Source organism: uncultured Cellulomonas sp. (genome assembly GCF_947494015.1).
Lineage (GTDB): Bacteria > Actinomycetota > Actinomycetes > Actinomycetales > Cellulomonadaceae > Pengzhenrongella.
Genome location: NZ_CANLTL010000003.1, coordinates 368595 through 386902 on the forward strand (window position 1 = coordinate 368595; position 18308 = coordinate 386902).

Below are 18308 nucleotides of genomic sequence, written 5' to 3' on the forward strand. Positions count from 1 at the left end.
GGTGCCGGGCACGTCCCCACCCGCAGGGCGCATCGCCCGCCGCGGGGCAGTGCGACCGTCAGACCACGCGCTCCGGCGTCGACTCGCGCAGCACCACGGTGCCCTCGACGTGCACCTGTCGCGGGTCCGCCGCCGGCGGGGCGAGCGCGAGCTCCGTGGCGGTGACGCCGACGTCGACCAGCGGGATGCGCACGGTCGAGAGCGCGGGCGTGATGTCACGCAGGGTGACGATGTCGTCGAAGCCTGCGATCCCGACGTCACCGGGCACCGAGATGCGCAGGGCCCGCGCTGCGGCGATCGCGCCGACCGCCATGACGTCGTTGACCGCGAACACGACATCGACGTCCGGCGACCCCGCGAACAGTGCGCGCATCCCCTCGTAGCCGCCGTCCCGGGTGAAGTCGCACTCGACGACCAGCGCCGGGTCGATCGGCGTCCCCAGCTCCTCCAGGGCGCCGGCGAAGCCCGTGCGCCGGTCCCGCGCGGTCAGGTGCTTGGCAGGCCCGCCGAGCACCGCGAACCGGCGGTACCCGCGCCCGTGCAGCGCCCGGGCCAGCGCGGCGGCGCCCTGGCTGTTCGCGATGACGACGGAGTCGACGTCGAGCAGGGGCTGACCCACCAGGGCGACCGAGCCGCCGGAACGCCGGAAGTCCACCAGCGAGCTGCGCATGCGGTCGTTGGCCTCGGGGTCGTCCAGGCGCCCGCCGACGATGATGATCGCGCGCGCCCGCTGGCGGGTGAGCACCTCGACGAACCGCGGCTCGCGTGAGGCCGTGTGCTGCGTGCTGGCGAGGGTGACCGCGAGGCCGGCACGCTCCGCCGCGAGCGACACGCCCGCCGCGATGGACGAGAAGTAGGGGTCGGCGATGTCGTGGACGATCAGGCCGATCGACGTCGTCTGCCCACGCGCCATCGCCTGGGCGTTCGCGTCGGGGAAGTACCGCAGCCGCTCGGCGGTCGCCAGGACGCGCTCGCGCAGGTCGTCGCGCACCGTGCGGTTCGCACTGCCGTTGATCGCACGGGATGCGGTCGCGAGCGACACACCGGCCTCGCGGGCGACCTGGCTCAGGGTGACGGGTCCTGCCATGCGCTCAGGCTAGTGGAAAAGGCTTCCCAGCCGGTGCGGTTCGGTCCGTCGTCGCCGGTACCCTCGGGACGCCCGGGGACCGTCCCGGCGGGGGAGCGCCGCCGGTGCTCACGGACGAGGAGGGCGCACGATGACTGCCGGGCTCATGTGGATCGACGCGTCGGCCGGGGTCGCCGGGGACATGCTGCTCGGTGCGCTCGTGGACGCCGGCGTCCCCCTGACCACCCTGCAGGCCGCGGTCGAGGCGGTGGTCCCGGGCTCGGTCCGGCTGCGCAGCACCGACGTGACCCGGGCCGGCCTGCACGCGACCAAGGTCGATGTCGACGTGCTCGTCGACGACCCGCCGCACCGGACCTGGACCACCATCCGCGCCGCGCTGCACGCCGCGGACCTCGACGAGCCCGTCCGCACGGCCGCGCTCGAGGTGTTCGCCCGGCTCGCCGAGGCCGAGGGGCAGGTGCACGGCGTCCGGCCCGAGGACGTCCACTTCCACGAGGTGGGCGCGCTGGACGCCATCGCGGACGTCGTCGGCACGTGCGCGGGGGTGCACGCGCTCGGGGTCACCACCTCCCTGGTGTCCCCGGTCGCGCTCGGCTCGGGGACGATCACCGCCCACCACGGCGTGCTGCCGGTCCCGCCGCCGGCGGTGCTGGCGCTGTCGCGCGGGTGGGACGTGCTGGCCGGCGGCGGCGGCGAGCTCGCGACGCCGACGGGCCTCGCGCTCGTCACGGGCCTGGCCGAGCGGTCGTCGGCCCTGCCGCCGATGCGGGTCGAGCGCATCGGTGTGGGCGCGGGCACGCGCGACGTGCCCGGACGGGCGAACGTCGTGCGGATCGCCGTCGGTACGCCGTCATCGCCCTCCGACCGGAAGATCGCCGACGACGCCGCGGGGTCGGCCGCGGGCGTGTGGGGCACGCAGGAGCACGTCCTGCTCGAGGCCAACGTCGACGATCTCGACCCCCGCCTGTGGCCCGACGTCGTCGCGACGCTGCTCGCCGCCGGGGCGGCGGACGCCTGGCTCACGCCGGTCCTCATGAAGAAGGGACGCCCGGCCCACACCCTGCACGTGCTCGCCGAGCCGCATCTCGTGGCGCCCCTCGGCGACCTGGTGCTGCAGCACACCACGACGCTGGGTGTGCGCTCGACGGCGGTACGCCGCGACGTCCTGCCGCGTGCCTGGGTGCACGTGACGACGCCCCACGGCGACGTCCGCGTCAAGGTCGGGCACCGGGCCGGCCGCATCCGGCAGGCCATGCCGGAGTACGACGACGTCCGTGCCGTCGCCGCCGCCACCGGTCTGCCGGTGCGCCAGGTGCTGTCCGCCGCGCACGCCGGGGCCGCCCACGCGGGGCTCGTGGTGGGCGGCACCTGGCCGGTGCCGGGGTCGGACGACGGTGCAGACTGACGTCGCAGGCCCGGGGTCGTCCCCACGACCGGGTGCCGGGGCCACAAGGGGGTAGGCCGCGGTCAGGACCCGGCTGTCCTGCCCGCCGTGCCACCAGCCGGGCCACCGTCGGCACCCACCGGTGCGGCGATCTGCGCCGCCAGGTGCCCGGCGCCGTACCCGTTGTCGATGTTCACGACCGCGACGCCCGGAGCGCACGCGTTGAGCATCGTCAGCAGCGCGGCGATCCCGCCGAAGGAGGCGCCGTAGCCGACCGACGTCGGCACGGCCACGACCGGAGCAGGCACCAGCCCGGCGACGACGCCCGGCAGCGCGCCGTCCATCCCGGCCACCACCACGATCGCGCGTGCGGAGCGGAGCAGGTCGAGCTGCCCCAGCACCCGGTGCAGCCCGGCGACGCCCACGTCGACGACCGTCCGGCACGGGCGGCCGAGATGGCGCGCGGTGACCGCGGCCTCGCGCGCGACCGGCAGGTCGGACGTGCCGGCCGCGACGACCACGACCAGACCCCCGGTCGGCGGGGGCGGCTCACCGGGCCAGGCCACGACACGCGCGTCCCGGTCGTGGGCCGCTCCCGGCAGCTCACCCAGCAGCGCGTCGACCTGCTCGGGCGGGACCCGCGTGAACAGCGTGCGTGTCCCGCGGCCCGCGATGTCGCGCGCGATCCCGGCGACCTGGTCGACGGTCTTGCTCTCGCACAGCACGGCCTCGGCGAAGCCACGTCGTGCCGACCGGTCGTGGTCCAGCGTCGCGTACTCGGCCAGCGACTCGGGCGGGGCCCAGCCGTCAGCCACGCGCCGTCACCAGCGGCAGCGTGAAGGCGCCGGACTGGATGCCGCCCAGGTCCACCGCGACGAACCGGAAGCCCGCGGCCCGCACCGCCCGCAGCACCTCCCCGCGCAGCGGCTCGGCCACCACGGTGGCGATCTGGTCGGCCGTCACCTCCAGCCGGGCCACGTCGCCGTGGTGGCGCACCCGCAGGTCGCCCAGCCCCAGTCGTCGCAGCTCCGCCTCGGCGACCTCGACCTGGGCGAGCTTCTCGGGGGTGACCTCCTGGTGGTGCGGGATGCGCGAGGCCAGGCACGGTGAGGCCGGCTTGTCCGCGGAGGGCACCCCGAGCGCGCGGGCGACCCGGCGCACCGCTGCCTTGTCCATCCCGGCGTCGGCCAGCGGGCGCAGCACCGCGTGCTCGCTCGCGGCGCGCGACCCCGGGCGGTCCGGGCGGCGCGCGTCGTCGGCGTTCTCGCCGTAGGCCACCGCGGTGAGGCCGTGCGCCCGGACCACGTCGCGGCCGATGGTCGCGAACAGCTCGTCCTTGCAGAAGTAGCAGCGGTCGGGCCCGTTGCGCCGGTAGTCGGGGTTGTCGCCCTCGAGCGTGCGGACCTCGACCACGGGCGCCCCCACGGCGCGGGCCACGTCGTGCGCCGCCGCCCGCTCGTCCTGAGCCAGGCTGGGTGACACGCCGAGGACGGCGACCACCCGGGCGGCCCCCAGCGCGCGGACCGCGAGCGCGAGCAGCACGGAGGAGTCGACGCCGCCGGAGAACGCGACGCCCACGCGCCCGTCGGGGACGGCGCGACGTAGCGCGTCGACGACGGCGTCGACCGAGCCACCGTCCGCCGGCTCCGGACCGGGCACGGGAGGCCCGGTGTCTGCGCTGCCGGTGCTGCTCGCTGCCTGCGTCACTGCTCGCTCACTGCTCGCTCACTTCTCCCTGCGGGTGGTCGTCGGTCGTGGTCGCAGTCCAACCCCGATGGACCCGGAAGGCAAGCCGCGGCGGCCGCGCGGGTCCGCGCTGCCCCGCCGCGGGACACGGTTGCATCACGACCGTTGACACCGTCGTGTGATCCGCGCCACGATCGAACCCTGCTCAAACGGTTTACCAAGCTCTCGGGAGTCGCGATGGCGCGGGTCGGCATCAAGGACGTGGCACGGGAGGCGGGCGTCTCCACGGCGACCGTCTCCCTCGTCCTGAGCGGCAAGACCCAGGCGCGCATCCCGGCGGCCACGCGGGAACGGGTGCACCGCGTCGCCGCGGAGATCGGCTACGCACCGAACTCGCTCGCCCGGGGGCTGCGCACCCGCCGCACCCACACCATCGGCCTCGTGTCGGACCAGATCGCCACCACCCCGTACGCGGTCCGCATGATCGAGGCGGCCCAGGACGTCGCCCGCGAGCGCGGGTTCCTGCTCTTCCTCGTCAACACCGGCTCTGATCCCGCCGTCGAGCGTGCATCGATCGACGCCCTGCTCGCCCACCAGGTCGACGGCCTGGTGTACGCGTGCATGTGGCACCAGGTGGTCGAGCCGCCGGCGGGTCTGCCCGCCGGGACGGTGTTCCTGGACGCGCGCCCGTCCGCGGGCGGGTTTCCCGCGGTCGTCCCGGACGACCACGGGGGTGCGGTGGCGGCGGTCCGCGAGCTCGTCGAGCAGGGGCACCGCCAGATCGGCTACCTCGCCTCCGACGATCACCCCCGGCCCATCGCGTCCCGGCTGCGCTGGGAGGGGTACTGCGAGGTGCTCCGGGGGGCCGGGATCGAGCCGGACCCGCAGCTGGTGGTCCGGGTGCCGGTGGCGACCGCAGCCGGCGGGGCGCAGGCCGCCGGTGTCCTGCTCGACCTGCCCCGGGGCCACCGCCCCACCGCGCTGTTCTGCTTCAACGACCGCGTGGCGATGGGCGCCTACCGCGCCGCGCGCCATCGCGGGCTCGAGATCCCCCGGGACCTCTCGATCGTGGGCTTCGACGACCAGGATCTCGTCGCCGCAGCCCTCGACCCACCGCTCACCACGGTCGCCCTGCCCCACTACGCGATGGGTCGCTGGGCGATGGAGACCCTGCTGGGCCTCCGTGACCCTCCCGCGGACGACGACGTGGTGCTGATGCCCTGCCCGCTCGTCCGCCGGGACTCCGTCGCCCCGCCGCCGGCCTGACACGACACGCCGACCGACGACGGGGACTGACACAGCAGACGGGCGTCGACAGACGCCCACCAACCCGAAGGCCCGACCTGCCAGTCGGGCCTCCACGAGAGGAATCACGATGAGCCGCAAGTCCTCCCTCACCATGCTAGCGATGGCCGCCGCCTCCGCGACGGTGCTCGCAGCCTGTGGTCAGGCCGGTCAGAACGACGACGGCGGGGGCGGTGACGCCGGCGGTGACGGCACCACCGAGCTCACCATGTGGACGCACTCGGCCGGCAACGAGGCCGAGCTCGCCGTCTACGAGCAGATCATCGCCGACTTCAACGCCTCGCAGGACCAGTACGAGGTCGTCATGGAGTCGTTCCCGCAGGGCGCGTACAACGACGCGATCGTCGCCGGGGCGGCGGCCGGTGACCTGCCGTGCCTGCTCGACATGGACGGTCCGATCGTCCCCAACTGGGCCTGGGCCGGGTACATCCAGCCGCTCGGCATCTCCGACGAGATCATCGACAGCCTGCTGCCGACCGCGGTGGGCCGCTACCAGGACGAGGTGTACTCGGCCGGCTACTGGGACGCCGCGCTGTCCGTGTTCGCCCGCGAGTCCGTGCTCACCGAGAACGGCATCCGCGTCCCGACCGTCGACGAGCCGTGGACGGTCGACGAGTTCGACGCCGCCCTGGTCACCCTGCAGGACGCCGGCTACGCGACGCCGCTCGACATCGGCGCCGAGGACACCGGTGAGTGGTGGCCCTACGCGTACTCGCCCATGCTGCAGAGCGCCGGTGGCGACCTCATCGACCGGGACACCTTCCTCACCGCCGACGGCGCGCTCAACGGCCCGGAGGCGGTGGAGTTCTTCGACTGGTTCCAGAGCCTGTTCGAGCGCGGCCTGGCGAGCGACTCCGGGACCATCGGCAACGAGGAGTTCAACAACGACGAGGTGGCGCTCAGCTACACCGGCGTGTGGAACGCGATGGACTCCCTCGACGCGGTCGGGGACGACCTGCTGATCCTCCCGCCGCCGGACTTCGGCGAGGGCCCCAAGATCGGCGGCGCGTCGTGGCAGTGGGGGATCTCCGACTCGTGCGACGCGGCCGACGGCGCCCGGGAGTACCTGGAGTTCAGCTTCAAGCCCGAGTACATCGCGCAGTTCGCCGACAACCAGGTGGTCATCCCCGCGACGGCCGAGGCCGAGGAGCTGTCCGAGATGTTCGGCGAGGGCGACCCGCTGCAGCCGTTCGTCGAGCTCTCCCAGGAGTTCGCGGTCGAGCGGCCCCCGACGCCCGCCTACCCGGTGATCTCGAGCGTCTTCGAGCGCGCCGCGAAGGACATCATGAACGGCGCGGACGTCCAGTCGACGCTGGACGACGCCGTCCAGGAGATCGACACCAACATCCAGTCCAACGACGGGTACGGCTTCTAGCCGACGTCTCGAGCGGTGGCCGGGCGGCGACACCCCCGGCGCGGACGGCGTGCGGCTGCGGCCGGACGACGTCTGCCCGGGCCCGGCGCGGCCCGGCCGCCGGAACGGATGTGCACGATGGCCATTCCCACCCAGCAGGTCGCCCCGCAGTCGCTGCCGGGCAGCCCGCCGCCGTCCCGCCGGAGGCGGCGCGGTGCCGCCGCCGCCCGCGGCGGCTCCCGCTCCGCCTACGCCATGGTCGCGCCAGCGGCCTTCCTGCTCGTGCTGTTCCTGGTCATCCCGGTGCTGCTCGCATTCGGGCTGTCCTTCACCAACGCGCGGCTGATCTCGCCCAACCCGCCCCGGTTCGTCGGGCTGGACAACTTCGTGCGCGCGTTCACCAGCGACCCCACGTTCGTGCGGTCGTTCATCAACACCTTCGTGTTCGCCGCCGTCGTCGTGCCGGTGCAGGCCGCCCTGGCGCTGTTCATGGCGATCCTGGTCAACCAGAAGCTGCGCGGGGTGACCTGGTTCCGGGTCATCTTCTTCGTCCCGGTCGTCACGTCGATCGTGGTGATCTCCATCCTCTGGGACTTCATGTACCAGGGAGACGGCCTCATCAACTCGATGATCGACACGCTGACCTTCGGGGCGTTCCAGGGCACGGACTGGCTCGGCAACCCCAGCACCGCGCTCGGGGCGATCATCGTGCTCTCGATCTGGCAGGCCGTCGGCTTCCACATGATCATCTGGCTCTCCGGGCTGCAGACGATCCCGGAGGAGCTCTACGAGGCCGCGCGGATGGACGGCGCCAACGCCTGGCAGCAGTTCAAGGACGTCACCTGGCCCGGCCTGCGCTCGACCATGGTGTTCATCCTCGTGACCATCACCATCGCCGCCCTGGGCCTGTTCGTGCAGATCGACGTCATGACGCAGGGCGGTCCCCGCAACGCCACCACGACCCTGGTCTTCCACGCGGTGCGCAAGGGCTACCGCGAGCAGGAGACCGGCTACGGCGCCGCGATCTCGCTCATCTTCTTCGTCATCGTGCTCGTGATCGCACTGGTCCAGCGCTTCCTGACCCGAGAGAAGGACTGACCATGTCCACGTCCATCGCCGCCCGGCAGGGTGCGGCCCGCGAGCGCAGGCACGGTGGCGACGCCGACGCGGCCGCGACCCGTCGGCGCCGCCGGCTGCTCGTGGGCTACGTGCCCATGGTGCTGCTCGCCCTGTTCTTCCTGTTCCCGCTGGTGTTCATGTTCGTCTCGAGCCTCAAGCCGGACGCGCAGATCCTCAGCGACATCGGGTCGCCGCAGGCGTTCCTGCCGGTGGGCGACATCAGCGGGCAGAACTACGTCGACGTCTTCGACCGGGTGCCGGTCGTCCGGTTCGTGCTCAACTCCGTGCTCGTCACGACCCTGATCGTCGGGCTCGGCCTGGTCGTCAACAGCATGGCCGGGTTCGCCCTGTCACGGCTGGAGTGGACCGGCCGCAAGGTGGTCCTGACGATGATCATCGCGACCCTCATCGTGCCCTTCGAGACCATCGCGATCCCGATGGTCTACTGGGTCTCGAAGCTGCCGACGGTCGTGCTCGAGAACGGCCTGCCGATGTACGACTTCGGCTGGCTGAACTCCTACCACGTGCAGATCGTGCCGTTCATCGCGAACGCGTTCTCGATCTTCCTGTTCACGCAGTACTTCTCCACGATCCCGCGGTCGTTCGACGAGGCGGCCCGGATCGACGGTGCGGGCTGGTTCACCATCTACCGGCGGATCATCGTCCCGCTGTCCGGACCGGCGTTCGCCACCGTCGCGATCCTGACCTTCCTGCCGGCCTGGAACCAGTACCTGTGGCCGCTCATGGTGGTCCAGCAGGAAGACCTGCGGCCGGTGATGGTCGGGATGCAGTACTTCTTCCAGGTCAATCCCGCCTGGGGAGAGGTCATGGCCTACACCTCGCTCATCACGCTGCCGGTGCTGGTCATGTTCCTGGCCTTCCAGCGGGCCTTCGTCAGCAGCATCGCCTCGAGCGGCGTCAAGGGTTAGGGGACCACATGTTGAGGCTTGCCGACCACTGGGTCTGGGACAGCTGGGGAGCTCACGACGGCACCCATCACCACCTGTTCTTCCTGCGCGCCTCGCGCGCGCTGCACGATCCCGACCGTCGCCACCTGCGGGCGTCGGTGGGCCACGCGCGGTCGACGGACCTGCGCACCTGGGAGCTGCTGCCCGATGCGCTGGTCGCCGCGGACAGCCCCGCCTGGGACGACCAGGCGACCTGGACCGGATCCGTGGTGCGTGCGCCGGACGGCTCCTGGCGGATGTTCTACACCGGGGTGGGGCGGGCCGAGGGCGGGCTCGTCCAGCGGGTCGGGATGGCGCGGTCGGACGACCTGACCACCTGGCACCGGGTCGGCGACGGCCCGCTGCTGGAGGCCGACCCGCGGTGGTACGAGAAGCTGGACACCACGGCGTGGATCGACGAGGCATGGCGCGACCCGTTCGTGTTCGCCGACCCCGACGGCGCCGGCTGGCACATGCTGCTCACCGCCCGGGTGCCCGACGGCGATCCCGCCGGCCGCAGCGTGATCGGTCACGCGACCAGCCCGGACCTGGACGCGTGGGCGGTGCAGCCGCCGCTCAGCGTCCCGGCGGGCTTCGGCCAGCTCGAGGTCCCGCAGGCCGTGGTCGTGGACGGACTGCCGGTCCTGGTGTTCTCGTGCTGGCCGGACCGGATGGCGCCGGACCGTCGCGCCGGCTGGGCCCGCGGCGGCGTGTGGGTGGCGCCGGGCGAGTCGCTCACGGGTCCGTGGGACCTCGACGCCGCGACGCCGTTCGACCACGCCAGCCTGTACGCCGCCCGGCTCGTGGAGGAGCAGCCGGGACGCTGGGCGCTGCTCGGGTTCCGGGACACCGAGGACGGCCGGTTCGTGGGCGAGATCGCGGACCCGCTGCCGGTCGGGCGCGACGGGCGCACGCTGAGGTTGCAGCGCTGAGCGCGCCACGCCGGGCGCGGGCGCGGACGCGGACCACCCGGACGTGACAGTCTCACGGTGGCGAGCGGTCGGGTGGCGGGCGGTCACCCCCGCCCGACCGAGCCACCGCGCCGGCGCGGCCCCACGACACGACGGAGACCTCCGTGGACGACTTCACCCAGACACTCGGGGCCGGGCCCCTGCTGGCGATCGCGGCTGCCGCGATCGCGCTCATCCTGGTGCTGGTCATCAGGTTCAAGCTGCACGCGTTCCTCACCCTCATCGTGGTCTCGCTCCTGACGGCGCTGGCCACCGGCATCCCGCTCGGGCTGATCTTCCCGACCCTCATCTCGGGGTTCGGGGGGACGCTCGGGTCGGTCGCCCTGCTCATCGGCCTCGGTGCGATGCTCGGCAAGCTGGTCGAGCACAGCGGTGGCGCCCGGGTGATGGCCGAGAAGCTCGTCTCGGTGTTCGGTGAGAAGCGGGCCTCGTTCGCGCTCGGCCTGGCCTCCCTGCTGCTCGGCTTCCCGATCTTCTTCGACGCCGGGCTGATCGTCATGCTCCCGATCATCTTCGCTGTCGCCCGTCGCCTGGGCGGCGACAACGTCCTGCTGTACGGGATCCCCGCCGCGGCCGCCTTCTCGGTGATGCACGTCTTCGTCCCGCCGCACCCCGGGCCGGTCGCCGCCACCGAGCTGTACGACGCGAACCTGGGTCTGGTGCTGCTGGTCGGCATCGTCCTGGCGCTGCCGGTCTGGTACGTGTCCGGTTACCTGTGGGGCAAGCGCGTGGGCAAGGCGTACCCGCTGCGGGTCCCCAGCCTGTTCGGCTCCATCGACGAGGACCAGCCGCACAACCCGCCGTCCGTCGGCACGGTCGTGGCAGTGCTGCTGCTCCCGCTCGTCCTGATCTTCATGAACACGGGGCTGGACGCCGCCGAGACCGCGGGAGCGGTCGACGGCGAGGCGACGTGGGTGCAGGCGCTGACGTTGATCGGCACCTCGGGCGTGGCCCTGCTCATCTCGGTGCTCGTCGCCGCGATCGTGCTCGGCACGCGGCGGGGTGAGTCCGGGTCCGCGCTGGAGAAGGTCCTGGACTCCTCGATCGGGCCGGTCGCGTCCGTCATCCTCATCACGGGCGCCGGCGGGATGTTCGGCGGCGTGCTGCGGTCCTCGGGGATCGGCGACGCCCTGTCGACGTCGCTGGAGTCCATCGGCCTGCCGGTCATCGTCGCGGCGTACGTCATCGCGGTGGTGCTGCGGCTCGCGCAGGGCTCGGCGACGGTCGCCCTCGTCACGGCGGCCGGCCTGATGGCTCCCGCGGTCGCGGCCGGGGACTACACCGGGCTGCAGATCGCGTGCATCGTCCTCGCCACAGCGGCCGGCTCCGTGTTCGCCAGCCACGTCAACGACTCCGGGTTCTGGCTCGTGGGCCGCCTCATGGACATGGACGTCAAGACCACGCTGAAGACCTGGACGGTCCAGCAGGCCCTGGAGTCGGTGCTGGCGTTCGCCCTGGTCTCCGTCATCTTCGTCGTCGCCTGAGGGGGCCGCGCGTGAGCACGGAGCAGCGGCCGGTCGTCGTCGGCGTGGACATCGGCACCACGAGCACCAAGGCGGTGGCGTTCGACACCGCGGGGGATCTGCTGGCCTCGCACTCCGCCGGCTACGAGCTGTACGAGCCCCACCCCGGGCACGCGGTGCAGGACCCGCAGGAGATCCTCGCCGCGGTGCTCGAGGCCGTCCGCCGGGTCGTCGACGACCTCGACGGGCGGCCGGTCGCCGCGCTGTCCTTCAGCGCCGCGATGCACAGCCTGATCGGCCTGTCGCCGACCATGCAGCCGCTCACCGAGGTCGTCACCTGGGCGGACACGCGCTCGAGCGTCCAGGCGCAGCGGCTGCGTGCGGCACCCGGCGGTCTGGCCCTGCACCGACGGACCGGGACGCCGCTGCACCCCATGTCGCCGCTGCCCAAGCTCGTGTGGTTCCACGAGCAGGAGCCCAAGCTGTGCGAGCGGGTCGGATTCTGGGTGGGCATCAAGGAGTACGTGCTGCTGCGCCTGTGCGGTGCGCTGGTGGTCGACCACTCGATCGCCTCGGCCACCGGACTGATGAACATGTTCACCCTCCAGTGGGACGGCGAGGCGCTCGCCGAGGCCGGCATCCTGCCCGAGCAGCTCCCCGAGCTGGTGCCGACCACGCACGTCCTGCCGGGCCTGACGCCCGATGGCGCCGGCGCGACCGGCCTGCCGCCGACGACGCCCGTGGTGGTCGGCGCGTCCGACGGCCCGCTCGCCAACCTCGGCGTCGGCGCGGTCCGGCCCGGGGTCGCGGCCTGCTCGATCGGGACCAGCGGCGCCCTGCGGGTCGCCGTCGAGCAGCCGGCCGTCGACCCGCTGGGCGGCGTCTTCTGCTACGCGCTCACCCCGACCCGCTGGGTCGTGGGCGGGGCGATCAACAACGGCGGCGTCGTGCTGGGGTGGGCCGGCGACGCGCTCGCGCCCGACCTGGGCGACGGCGCGGAGGAGGAGCTGCTCGCCCTGGCGGCGCGGGCGCCGGTGGGGTCCGGCGGCCTGCTCATGCTTCCGTACCTGCTCAGCGAGCGGGCCCCGCACTGGAGCTCGCTCCCGCGTGGGGCGTACGTCGGGCTGACCCGCGGCCACCGGCGCGAGCACCTGATCCGGGCGTCGCTGGAGGGCGTGTGCCTGCAGCTCGCGCTGGTGCTGGGCTCGATGCGCGCGGCCGGTCTGGAGGTGTCCCGGGTGCGGGCCACCGGGGGCGTGATGCGGAGCCCGCTGTGGCGCCAGATGCTGGCCGACGCCCTGGGGATGGAGATCGAGTTCGCGCACGGCCAGGAGGGGTCCGGGTTCGGTGCGGCGCTGCTGGGCATGGAGGCCCTCGGGCTGATCGAGTCGATCGACGTCGTGGCCGACATGGTGGACATCGAGTACACCGTCCGCCCGCAGCCGTCCGCGGCCGCCGTGTACGCGTCCCTGCTGCCGGTGTTCAGCGAGCTGTACGACGCGATGGTGCCCGCGTTCACGTCGCTGCGGCGCCTGGCGCCGTCGCTGCCGATGGAGATCGGGGACGGGGACGGGCCGACGACGGCCTGAGCGGGCCTGGGCCGGGCGGCTCCCGGGTGGGGCGGCTCCCGGGTCGGGCGGGCCGGGCCTGGTGCCCGGCGTGCGACGGTCCGCGGTCTACGCTGGCGTGGTGCCGCTGCCCCCGCTCGTCGAGCCCGGCCCGCCGTTGACCCCCGCGCAGGTGCAGCGTTGGTCGCGTCACCTGCTGCTCCCGCAGCTGGGGGAGCTGGGCCAACGGCGGCTCGCCGCCGCCCGCGTGTGCGTGATCGGTGCCGGTGGGCTGGGCGCTCCCGTGCTCGCCTACCTCGCCGCGGCCGGCATCGGCCGGATCGGCGTCGTCGACGACGACGTCGTCGAGCTCAGCAACCTCCAGCGCCAGGTGCTGCACACCACGGCCGACGTCGGCCGTCCCAAGGTCGACAGTGCGCGCGACGCCGTGCACGCGCTGGACCCGGCGCTGGACGTCGTCGTGCACCGGGGGCGCATCACGGCCGACGACGCCGACGCGGTGCTCGCCGGGTACGACCTGGTGATCGACGGCACGGACAACTTCCCCGCCCGGTACGCGGTCAACGACGCATGCGTCCGGCTCGGCCTGCCGCTGGTGTGGGGCTCGGTGTTCCGGTTCGACGCGCAGGTGTCGGTGTTCTGGGGCAGCCCGCCCGACGGCGTCGCGCCGGTCCAGCTGCGCGACCTGTTCCCAGCCGCACCTCCACCGGGCAGCGTCCCCTCCTGCGCCGAGGGCGGCGTGCTCGGTGCCCTGTGCGGTCAGGTCGGCTCCGTCATGGCGACTGAGGCGGTCAAGCTCATCACCGGGACCGGTGAGCCGCTGCTGGGCCGCGTGCTGGTCCTGGACGCGTTGGCCGCCCGGTGGTCGCAGGTCCCGCTCGTCGGTGACCCGCAGCGGTGGGCCGCGGGGCAGGACGTGGGCGACGGGGACGGGGTGAGCGCAGCAGACGACGTGTCCCGGTCGGACGGTGCGTCGTCGGACGGCGCCTCGTCGGACGGTGCGTCCTGCCCGGCGCCCGCGCCGGTGCCCACCGTCACGGCGGGCGAGCTCGCCGAGCGGCTCGGCGCCCGGGGCCGCGGGGCGGACGACTTCCTGCTCGTCGACGTGCGCGAGCCGGGCGAGCGGACGGTGGTCGCCATCCCGGGGGCCGTGCCGGCTCCGCTCGCCACGGTGCTGGACGGGCGCGCGGAGCTGCCCCGCGACGTGCCGCTCGTCCTGCACTGCCGCAGCGGGGTCCGTTCCGAGCAGGCCGCCCGAGCGCTGCTGGGTGCGGGCTACCGCGACGTGCGGCACGTCGACGGCGGCGTGCTCGCGTGGGTGGCCGACGTCGACCCGTCCCTGCCCACGTACTGAGCGTCCACCCCCCGGCGGCGTGACCCGCCGCCCCCCGCCCCCGATTGCCCCTGCCTGTCCGTCCGACGTCCCGACCCGTGTGGAGGTCCCGCGTGCGCACCGTCCCCGAGCACCAGAGGGCCGCACTGGCGCTGGTCCGTCCGCTGCCCGTGATCCGGGTGGCCCTCGAGGACGCCGACGGGTACGTCCTCGCCGAGGACGTCCGCGCGCCCACTGCCCTGCCGCGGTGGGACAACTCCGCGATGGACGGCTACGCGGTACGCGCAGACGACGTCGTCGACGCCAGCCCCGAGCAGCCCGTGACGCTGCGGGTGCTGGCCGACCTGGCCGCCGGCAGCGACGCCGAGCCGCAGGTGACCGTCGGCGCGGCCGCGCGGATCATGACGGGTGCGCCGGTGCCGCCCGGCGCGGACGCGATCGTCCCGGTCGAGGCGACCGACGCCGGGACGGTCGAGGTCCGGATCCGCTCGTCGGCGCGGGCGGGCGTCCACATCCGCCGGGTGGGCGAGGACCTGGCCGCGGGGGACGGCGTGCTGGACGCCGGGACGCTGCTCGGTGCCGCGCAGGTGTCGGCCGCCGCGTCGGTCGGCCGCGCGACTCTCGCAGTGCACCGGCGGCCGCGCGTGGCGGTGCTGTCGACCGGCAGCGAGCTGGTCGGCCCGGGGGAGCCGCTGCGGCGCGGGCAGATCCCGGACTCCAACTCCTTCCTGCTCGCCGCGCTCGTGCGTGCCGCCGGGTGCGACGTCGTCCGCCTGGGGGCCGTGCCCGACGACGCCGCCACGCTCCGGTCCCTGCTGTCGACCTGGGACGGCGCCCCCGACGGTGACCGCGTCGACGCCGTCGTCTCCTCCGGCGGGGTGAGCATGGGCGCGTACGACGTGGTCAAGGAGGTGCTTGCCGAGCAGGCGGGGATGGAGTTCGTCGCGGTCGCGATGCAACCCGGCAAGCCGCAGGGTCTGGGCCGGCTGCCGGGCGGCACACCGGTCCTCGCCCTGCCCGGCAACCCGGTCAGCGCGTTCGTGTCCTTCCACGTGTTCGTGCGCCCGGTGCTGCAGCGCCTGCGCGGGCTGGCGGCCGCTGTCGCCGAGCCCGGGTCGGCCGTGGTCGACGACGCCTGGCGCACGCCCCCGGGTCGCGAGCAGTACATGCCGGTGACGATCCACGCCGGTCCCGACGGCGACCGGGTGCGCCGCGCGGTGGGCGGCGGCTCGGGGTCGCACCTGGTGGGCGGGCTCGCACGCGCGCAGGCGCTCGCCGTCGTGCCCGCCGACGTCGAGGAGGTCCGGCCCGGCGATAGGGTCCGCGTCATGCGAGTCGACCGATGACCTTCACCCACCTCGACGCCGCCGGTCACGCCCGCATGGTCGACGTGACCGCCAAGGTGCCGACCGTCCGGTCCGCCACGGCGGCGGGCTCGGTGCGGTGCGCCCCGCACGTCGTCGCCGCGCTGCGGGCCGGCGACGTGCCGAAGGGTGACGTCCTCGCCGTCGCCCGTATCGCGGGCATCAGCGGCGCCAAGCGGACCGCGGAGCTGCTGCCCCTGGCCCACGTGATCGGGGTGCACGGCGTGACCGTGGACCTGGAGGTCGCCGACGACGGCGTCGCGATCACCGCCACCGTGCGCACCGCGGACCGGACCGGCGTGGAGATGGAGGCGCTCACCGCTGTCAGCGTCGCGGCCCTGGCCGTCGTCGACATGGTCAAGGGTATGGACAAGGGCACGTCGATCGCCGACGTCCGGCTGCTGGCCAAGTCGGGCGGGAAGTCGGGGGACTGGACCCGGGACTGAGTGCGGTCGCCGACGTCTCGGCCTGGCCGTGCCGGCGGGGACCGGCGCGGGCGGCCCTACGAGGCCGGCCGCCCGGCGGTGTCGCGGCCCGACGCCGTGAGCTCGACGGTGTCGTCCGGTTGGTTGATCTCCGCCCAGACGGCATCGAGCGACACCCCGAGGACCCCGGCGATCGCGGCGATGGTGGGGAAGGCGGGCGTGGCGACGCGACCGGACTCGATCTTGCGCAGCGTCTCGGGGGAGACCCCGGCGTCGAGCGCGGTGGTCAGCATCGAGCGGTCGCCGCGGGCGCGTCGCAGCAGGGCGCCCAGGCGCTGGCCGCGGTGGACCTCTGCGGGGCTGAGCGGCAACCGGACCATGGCCCCGACCCTAGTACCGGGATAACATGGCCGGGATACTTATTGGCTACGAGAGAAGTCCGATGATCGAGATCCTGGCTCCCACGGAGCTGCCACGCGCCAGGGCCACGGGCCGGCTGGTCGCCGACATCCTGCAGACGCTGAGGAGCCGCAGCGAGGTGGGCACGAACCTCCGGAACATCGACCGGTGGGCCCGCGAGATGATCCTCGACGCGGGGGCGGTGTCCTGCTACGTCGACTACGCCCCGTCGTTCGGCCGGGGACCCTTCGGTCACTACATCTGCACGTCGGTGAACGACGCCGTGCTCCATGGGCGGCCGTACGACTACTCGCTGGCCGACGGCGACCTGCTGACGCTCGACCTGGCCGTGTCCCTCGGCGGGGTCGTCGCCGACTCGGCGATCAGCTTCACCGTGGGGGACGTCGCGCCATCGGGCAGCGTGGCGATGATCAGGGCGACCGAGCGCGCGCTCGAGGCCGGGATCGCCGCGGCCGGTCCGGGGGCCCGCATCGGTGACGTCTCGCACGCGATCGGGTCGGTGCTCAGCGGCGCCGGGTACCCCATCAACACCGAGTTCGGCGGTCACGGCGTCGGGTCCACGATGCACCAGGACCCGCACGTGCCGAACACCGGGCGGCCGGGTCGCGGGTACCGTCTGCGTCCCGGCCTGCTGCTGGCGCTCGAGCCGTGGGTCATGGCGGACACGGCCGACCTGGTGACCGACCGGGACGGCTGGACGCTGCGCAGTGCGACCGGCTGCCGGACCGCGCACAGCGAGCACACGGTGGCGATCACCGAGGACGGTGCCGAGATCCTCACGCTGCCGCACCGGACGTGATCGTGGGGTGAGCCGCGGCGCGCGTGGGCCCGCGCAGCCGGGGTGGCCCGTGCCGCACATCGTCCCGACGAGTCGCGACCTCGGTGCCGACCCATCGCGACACCTCGCCCCCAGTCATGCGTTCGTCGTCCTGCGTCCGAATGGTCGCCGTGTCCCATTCCGGTCGCGTTCGGGTTCGATCTGGGTTCCGTGGGTGTCGTGGAATGTCCAGCGCGTTCCGTGGCGGTGGATCTGTATTGCGCGGCGGTGGATGAGGCTGTGGTGGTAGGTGCACAGGAGTATTCCGTTGTCGACCTTGGTGGCGCCGTGGTCGCGGGCCCAGTGCTGGACGTGGTGGGCTTCGCACACCGGTGGTGGTGCGGTGCAGGTGGGGTATTGGCAGTGCTTGTCGCGGGCGGTGATCGCAGCGCGTAGGTGTCGGGTGAAGGTGCGTTCGGCGCGTCCGACGTCCAGGACCTCTGCGTGGGGTCCGAAGATGATGCGGTTGATCTCGCTGTCGCACGCGATCCGGTCCAGCAGCGCGCGGGGGACGGGGGTGCGGTCCTCGTACTGCGGCCCACCGGCGACCGTTTGACCGGTGAGCATCGCCGCGGTCACCGCCGGCGGGGTGCTGGGAGCGGTGTCGTGGCCGTCGGCGTGGGCAGCCTTCTCGAGTAGCAACGTGCCCTGCTTCTGCGCGGGCGGCGTGCCGTGCGGGGGTCGGGCCAGTGCGGCGGCGGCGCGGGCGCGGAAGGTCGGCTCGTCGACCAGCACGGTCACCCGGGGTCGCACTGCCCGGCCGGTCCCGACCAGTCCGCGGTGCAGGGTGAGCGCGGCCAGGTCCGCGAGGGCGTGGGCGCGGCGCTGGGTGGGGGTGCGGTCGTCGTCGACCGCCGGCACCGGCGTGACCGCGGCCAACGCGGCCTTCAACGTCTGGCCGTGCTCGATCGTGAGCTGCCCCTGCAGGTGGTACCCGTCAGCCATGCGTGAGAGCTCGAGGTGTTCGCGGTCGCCGGACTCGACGTACCCGCGGTCGTCGGCGTCGGGGTCGGCGTAGGCGGCCCACTGCCGGGCCAGCACCCGCGTCTCATCCACCGACAACCG

The 18308-nt window shown here is 73.6% G+C and carries 17 protein-coding genes; 12 read left to right on the forward strand and 5 right to left on the reverse strand.

Translation table 11 applies throughout. The features are described 5' to 3' along the window. Positions 1–58 precede the first annotated feature (58 nt). Positions 59–1087: a LacI family DNA-binding transcriptional regulator gene (locus tag Q0840_RS05400; protein WP_298457164.1), complete on the reverse strand. Its 1029-nt coding sequence runs from the start codon at positions 1085–1087 to the stop codon at positions 59–61. A gap of 130 nt (positions 1088–1217) precedes the next feature. Between Q0840_RS05400 and larC the strand changes: the two genes are divergently transcribed. Continuing rightward, on the forward strand, positions 1218–2492 hold the full coding sequence (gene larC, locus Q0840_RS05405; RefSeq protein WP_298457167.1) for a nickel pincer cofactor biosynthesis protein LarC: 1275 nt from the start codon (positions 1218–1220) through the stop codon (positions 2490–2492). A 62-nt stretch (positions 2493–2554) separates the two neighbouring features. Here the strand turns inward: larC and larB are convergent, their stop codons facing one another. Beyond that, positions 2555–3286, reverse strand: a complete 732-nt coding sequence (larB, locus tag Q0840_RS05410) for a nickel pincer cofactor biosynthesis protein LarB (protein WP_298457170.1) — start codon at positions 3284–3286, stop codon at positions 2555–2557. Continuing rightward, entirely contained in the window at positions 3279–4130 is an 852-nt protein-coding gene (larE, locus tag Q0840_RS05415) for an ATP-dependent sacrificial sulfur transferase LarE (RefSeq protein WP_298457173.1), read from the reverse strand. Before larE ends, larB begins: the two co-directional genes overlap by 8 nt. Before the next feature lie 264 nt (positions 4131–4394). On the opposite strand from larE, the gene Q0840_RS05420 reads away from it, so the two are divergent. The 10 genes from Q0840_RS05420 (at position 4395) to moaC (ending at position 16027) form a co-directional block, all read left to right on the forward strand. Further along, a complete protein-coding gene (locus Q0840_RS05420) occupies positions 4395–5423 on the forward strand; it encodes a LacI family DNA-binding transcriptional regulator (RefSeq protein ID WP_298457176.1) in 1029 nt (342 codons plus the stop codon). A 109-nt stretch (positions 5424–5532) separates the two neighbouring features. Beyond that, complete coding sequence (locus Q0840_RS05425; RefSeq protein WP_298457179.1) at positions 5533–6837, forward strand: extracellular solute-binding protein; 1305 nt, start codon at positions 5533–5535, stop codon at positions 6835–6837. A gap of 117 nt (positions 6838–6954) precedes the next feature. After that, positions 6955–7914: a carbohydrate ABC transporter permease gene (locus Q0840_RS05430; protein ID WP_367183071.1), complete on the forward strand. Its 960-nt coding sequence runs from the start codon at positions 6955–6957 to the stop codon at positions 7912–7914. A 116-nt stretch (positions 7915–8030) separates the two neighbouring features. Then, positions 8031–8864: a carbohydrate ABC transporter permease gene (locus Q0840_RS05435; protein ID WP_298457258.1), complete on the forward strand. Its 834-nt coding sequence runs from the start codon at positions 8031–8033 to the stop codon at positions 8862–8864. An 8-nt stretch (positions 8865–8872) separates the two neighbouring features. After that, complete coding sequence (locus tag Q0840_RS05440; RefSeq protein WP_298457185.1) at positions 8873–9814, forward strand: glycoside hydrolase family 68 protein; 942 nt, start codon at positions 8873–8875, stop codon at positions 9812–9814. Between the two features lie 143 nt (positions 9815–9957). Further along, positions 9958–11337, forward strand: coding sequence for a GntP family permease (locus tag Q0840_RS05445; RefSeq protein ID WP_298457187.1), 1380 nt, complete (start codon positions 9958–9960; stop codon positions 11335–11337). An 11-nt stretch (positions 11338–11348) separates the two neighbouring features. Beyond that, positions 11349–12905, forward strand: coding sequence for a gluconokinase (locus tag Q0840_RS05450; protein ID WP_298457190.1), 1557 nt, complete (start codon positions 11349–11351; stop codon positions 12903–12905). 100 nt (positions 12906–13005) lie between these two features. Continuing rightward, positions 13006–14238 carry a ThiF family adenylyltransferase gene (locus Q0840_RS05455; RefSeq protein ID WP_298457192.1) on the forward strand — a complete coding sequence of 411 codons (1233 nt, stop codon included), beginning with the start codon at positions 13006–13008 and terminating at the stop codon, positions 14236–14238. Positions 14239–14330: 92 nt separating this feature from the next. Then, positions 14331–15563: a gephyrin-like molybdotransferase Glp gene (gene glp / locus Q0840_RS05460; RefSeq protein ID WP_298457194.1), complete on the forward strand. Its 1233-nt coding sequence runs from the start codon at positions 14331–14333 to the stop codon at positions 15561–15563. Next, on the forward strand, positions 15560–16027 hold the full coding sequence (moaC, locus tag Q0840_RS05465; RefSeq protein ID WP_298457196.1) for a cyclic pyranopterin monophosphate synthase MoaC: 468 nt from the start codon (positions 15560–15562) through the stop codon (positions 16025–16027). Before glp ends, moaC begins: the two co-directional genes overlap by 4 nt. Positions 16028–16083: 56 nt before the next feature. On the opposite strand, the gene Q0840_RS05470 is transcribed toward moaC, so the two are convergent. Then, entirely contained in the window at positions 16084–16386 is a 303-nt protein-coding gene (locus Q0840_RS05470) for a helix-turn-helix domain-containing protein (RefSeq protein WP_298457198.1), read from the reverse strand. Positions 16387–16448: 62 nt separating this feature from the next. Between Q0840_RS05470 and map the strand changes: the two genes are divergently transcribed. Continuing rightward, complete coding sequence (map, locus tag Q0840_RS05475; RefSeq protein WP_298457200.1) at positions 16449–17225, forward strand: type I methionyl aminopeptidase; 777 nt, start codon at positions 16449–16451, stop codon at positions 17223–17225. Positions 17226–17339: 114 nt separating this feature from the next. Here map and Q0840_RS05480 read toward each other — a convergent pair. Further along, positions 17340–18308 (reverse strand): HNH endonuclease signature motif containing protein (locus Q0840_RS05480; protein WP_298457203.1); only part of this gene is annotated, 969 nt, incomplete at its 5' end.

Excerpts from the sequence above, each read along its gene's own strand:
- Q0840_RS05400 (WP_298457164.1), bottom strand. The coding sequence starts at position 1,087 with ATGGCAGGACCCGTCACCCTGAGCCAGGTCGCCCGCGAGGCCGGTGTG.
- Q0840_RS05435 (WP_298457258.1), top strand. The coding sequence starts at position 8,031 with ATGGTGCTGCTCGCCCTGTTCTTCCTGTTCCCGCTGGTGTTCATGTTC.
- map (WP_298457200.1), top strand. The coding sequence starts at position 16,449 with ATGATCGAGATCCTGGCTCCCACGGAGCTGCCACGCGCCAGGGCCACG.
- Q0840_RS05440 (WP_298457185.1), top strand. The coding sequence starts at position 8,873 with ATGTTGAGGCTTGCCGACCACTGGGTCTGGGACAGCTGGGGAGCTCAC.
- Q0840_RS05470 (WP_298457198.1), bottom strand. The coding sequence starts at position 16,386 with ATGGTCCGGTTGCCGCTCAGCCCCGCAGAGGTCCACCGCGGCCAGCGC.
- Q0840_RS05420 (WP_298457176.1), top strand. The coding sequence starts at position 4,395 with ATGGCGCGGGTCGGCATCAAGGACGTGGCACGGGAGGCGGGCGTCTCC.
- moaC (WP_298457196.1), top strand. The coding sequence starts at position 15,560 with ATGACCTTCACCCACCTCGACGCCGCCGGTCACGCCCGCATGGTCGAC.
- Q0840_RS05425 (WP_298457179.1), top strand. The coding sequence starts at position 5,533 with ATGAGCCGCAAGTCCTCCCTCACCATGCTAGCGATGGCCGCCGCCTCC.
- larC (WP_298457167.1), top strand. The coding sequence starts at position 1,218 with ATGACTGCCGGGCTCATGTGGATCGACGCGTCGGCCGGGGTCGCCGGG.
- Q0840_RS05430 (WP_367183071.1), top strand. The coding sequence starts at position 6,955 with ATGGCCATTCCCACCCAGCAGGTCGCCCCGCAGTCGCTGCCGGGCAGC.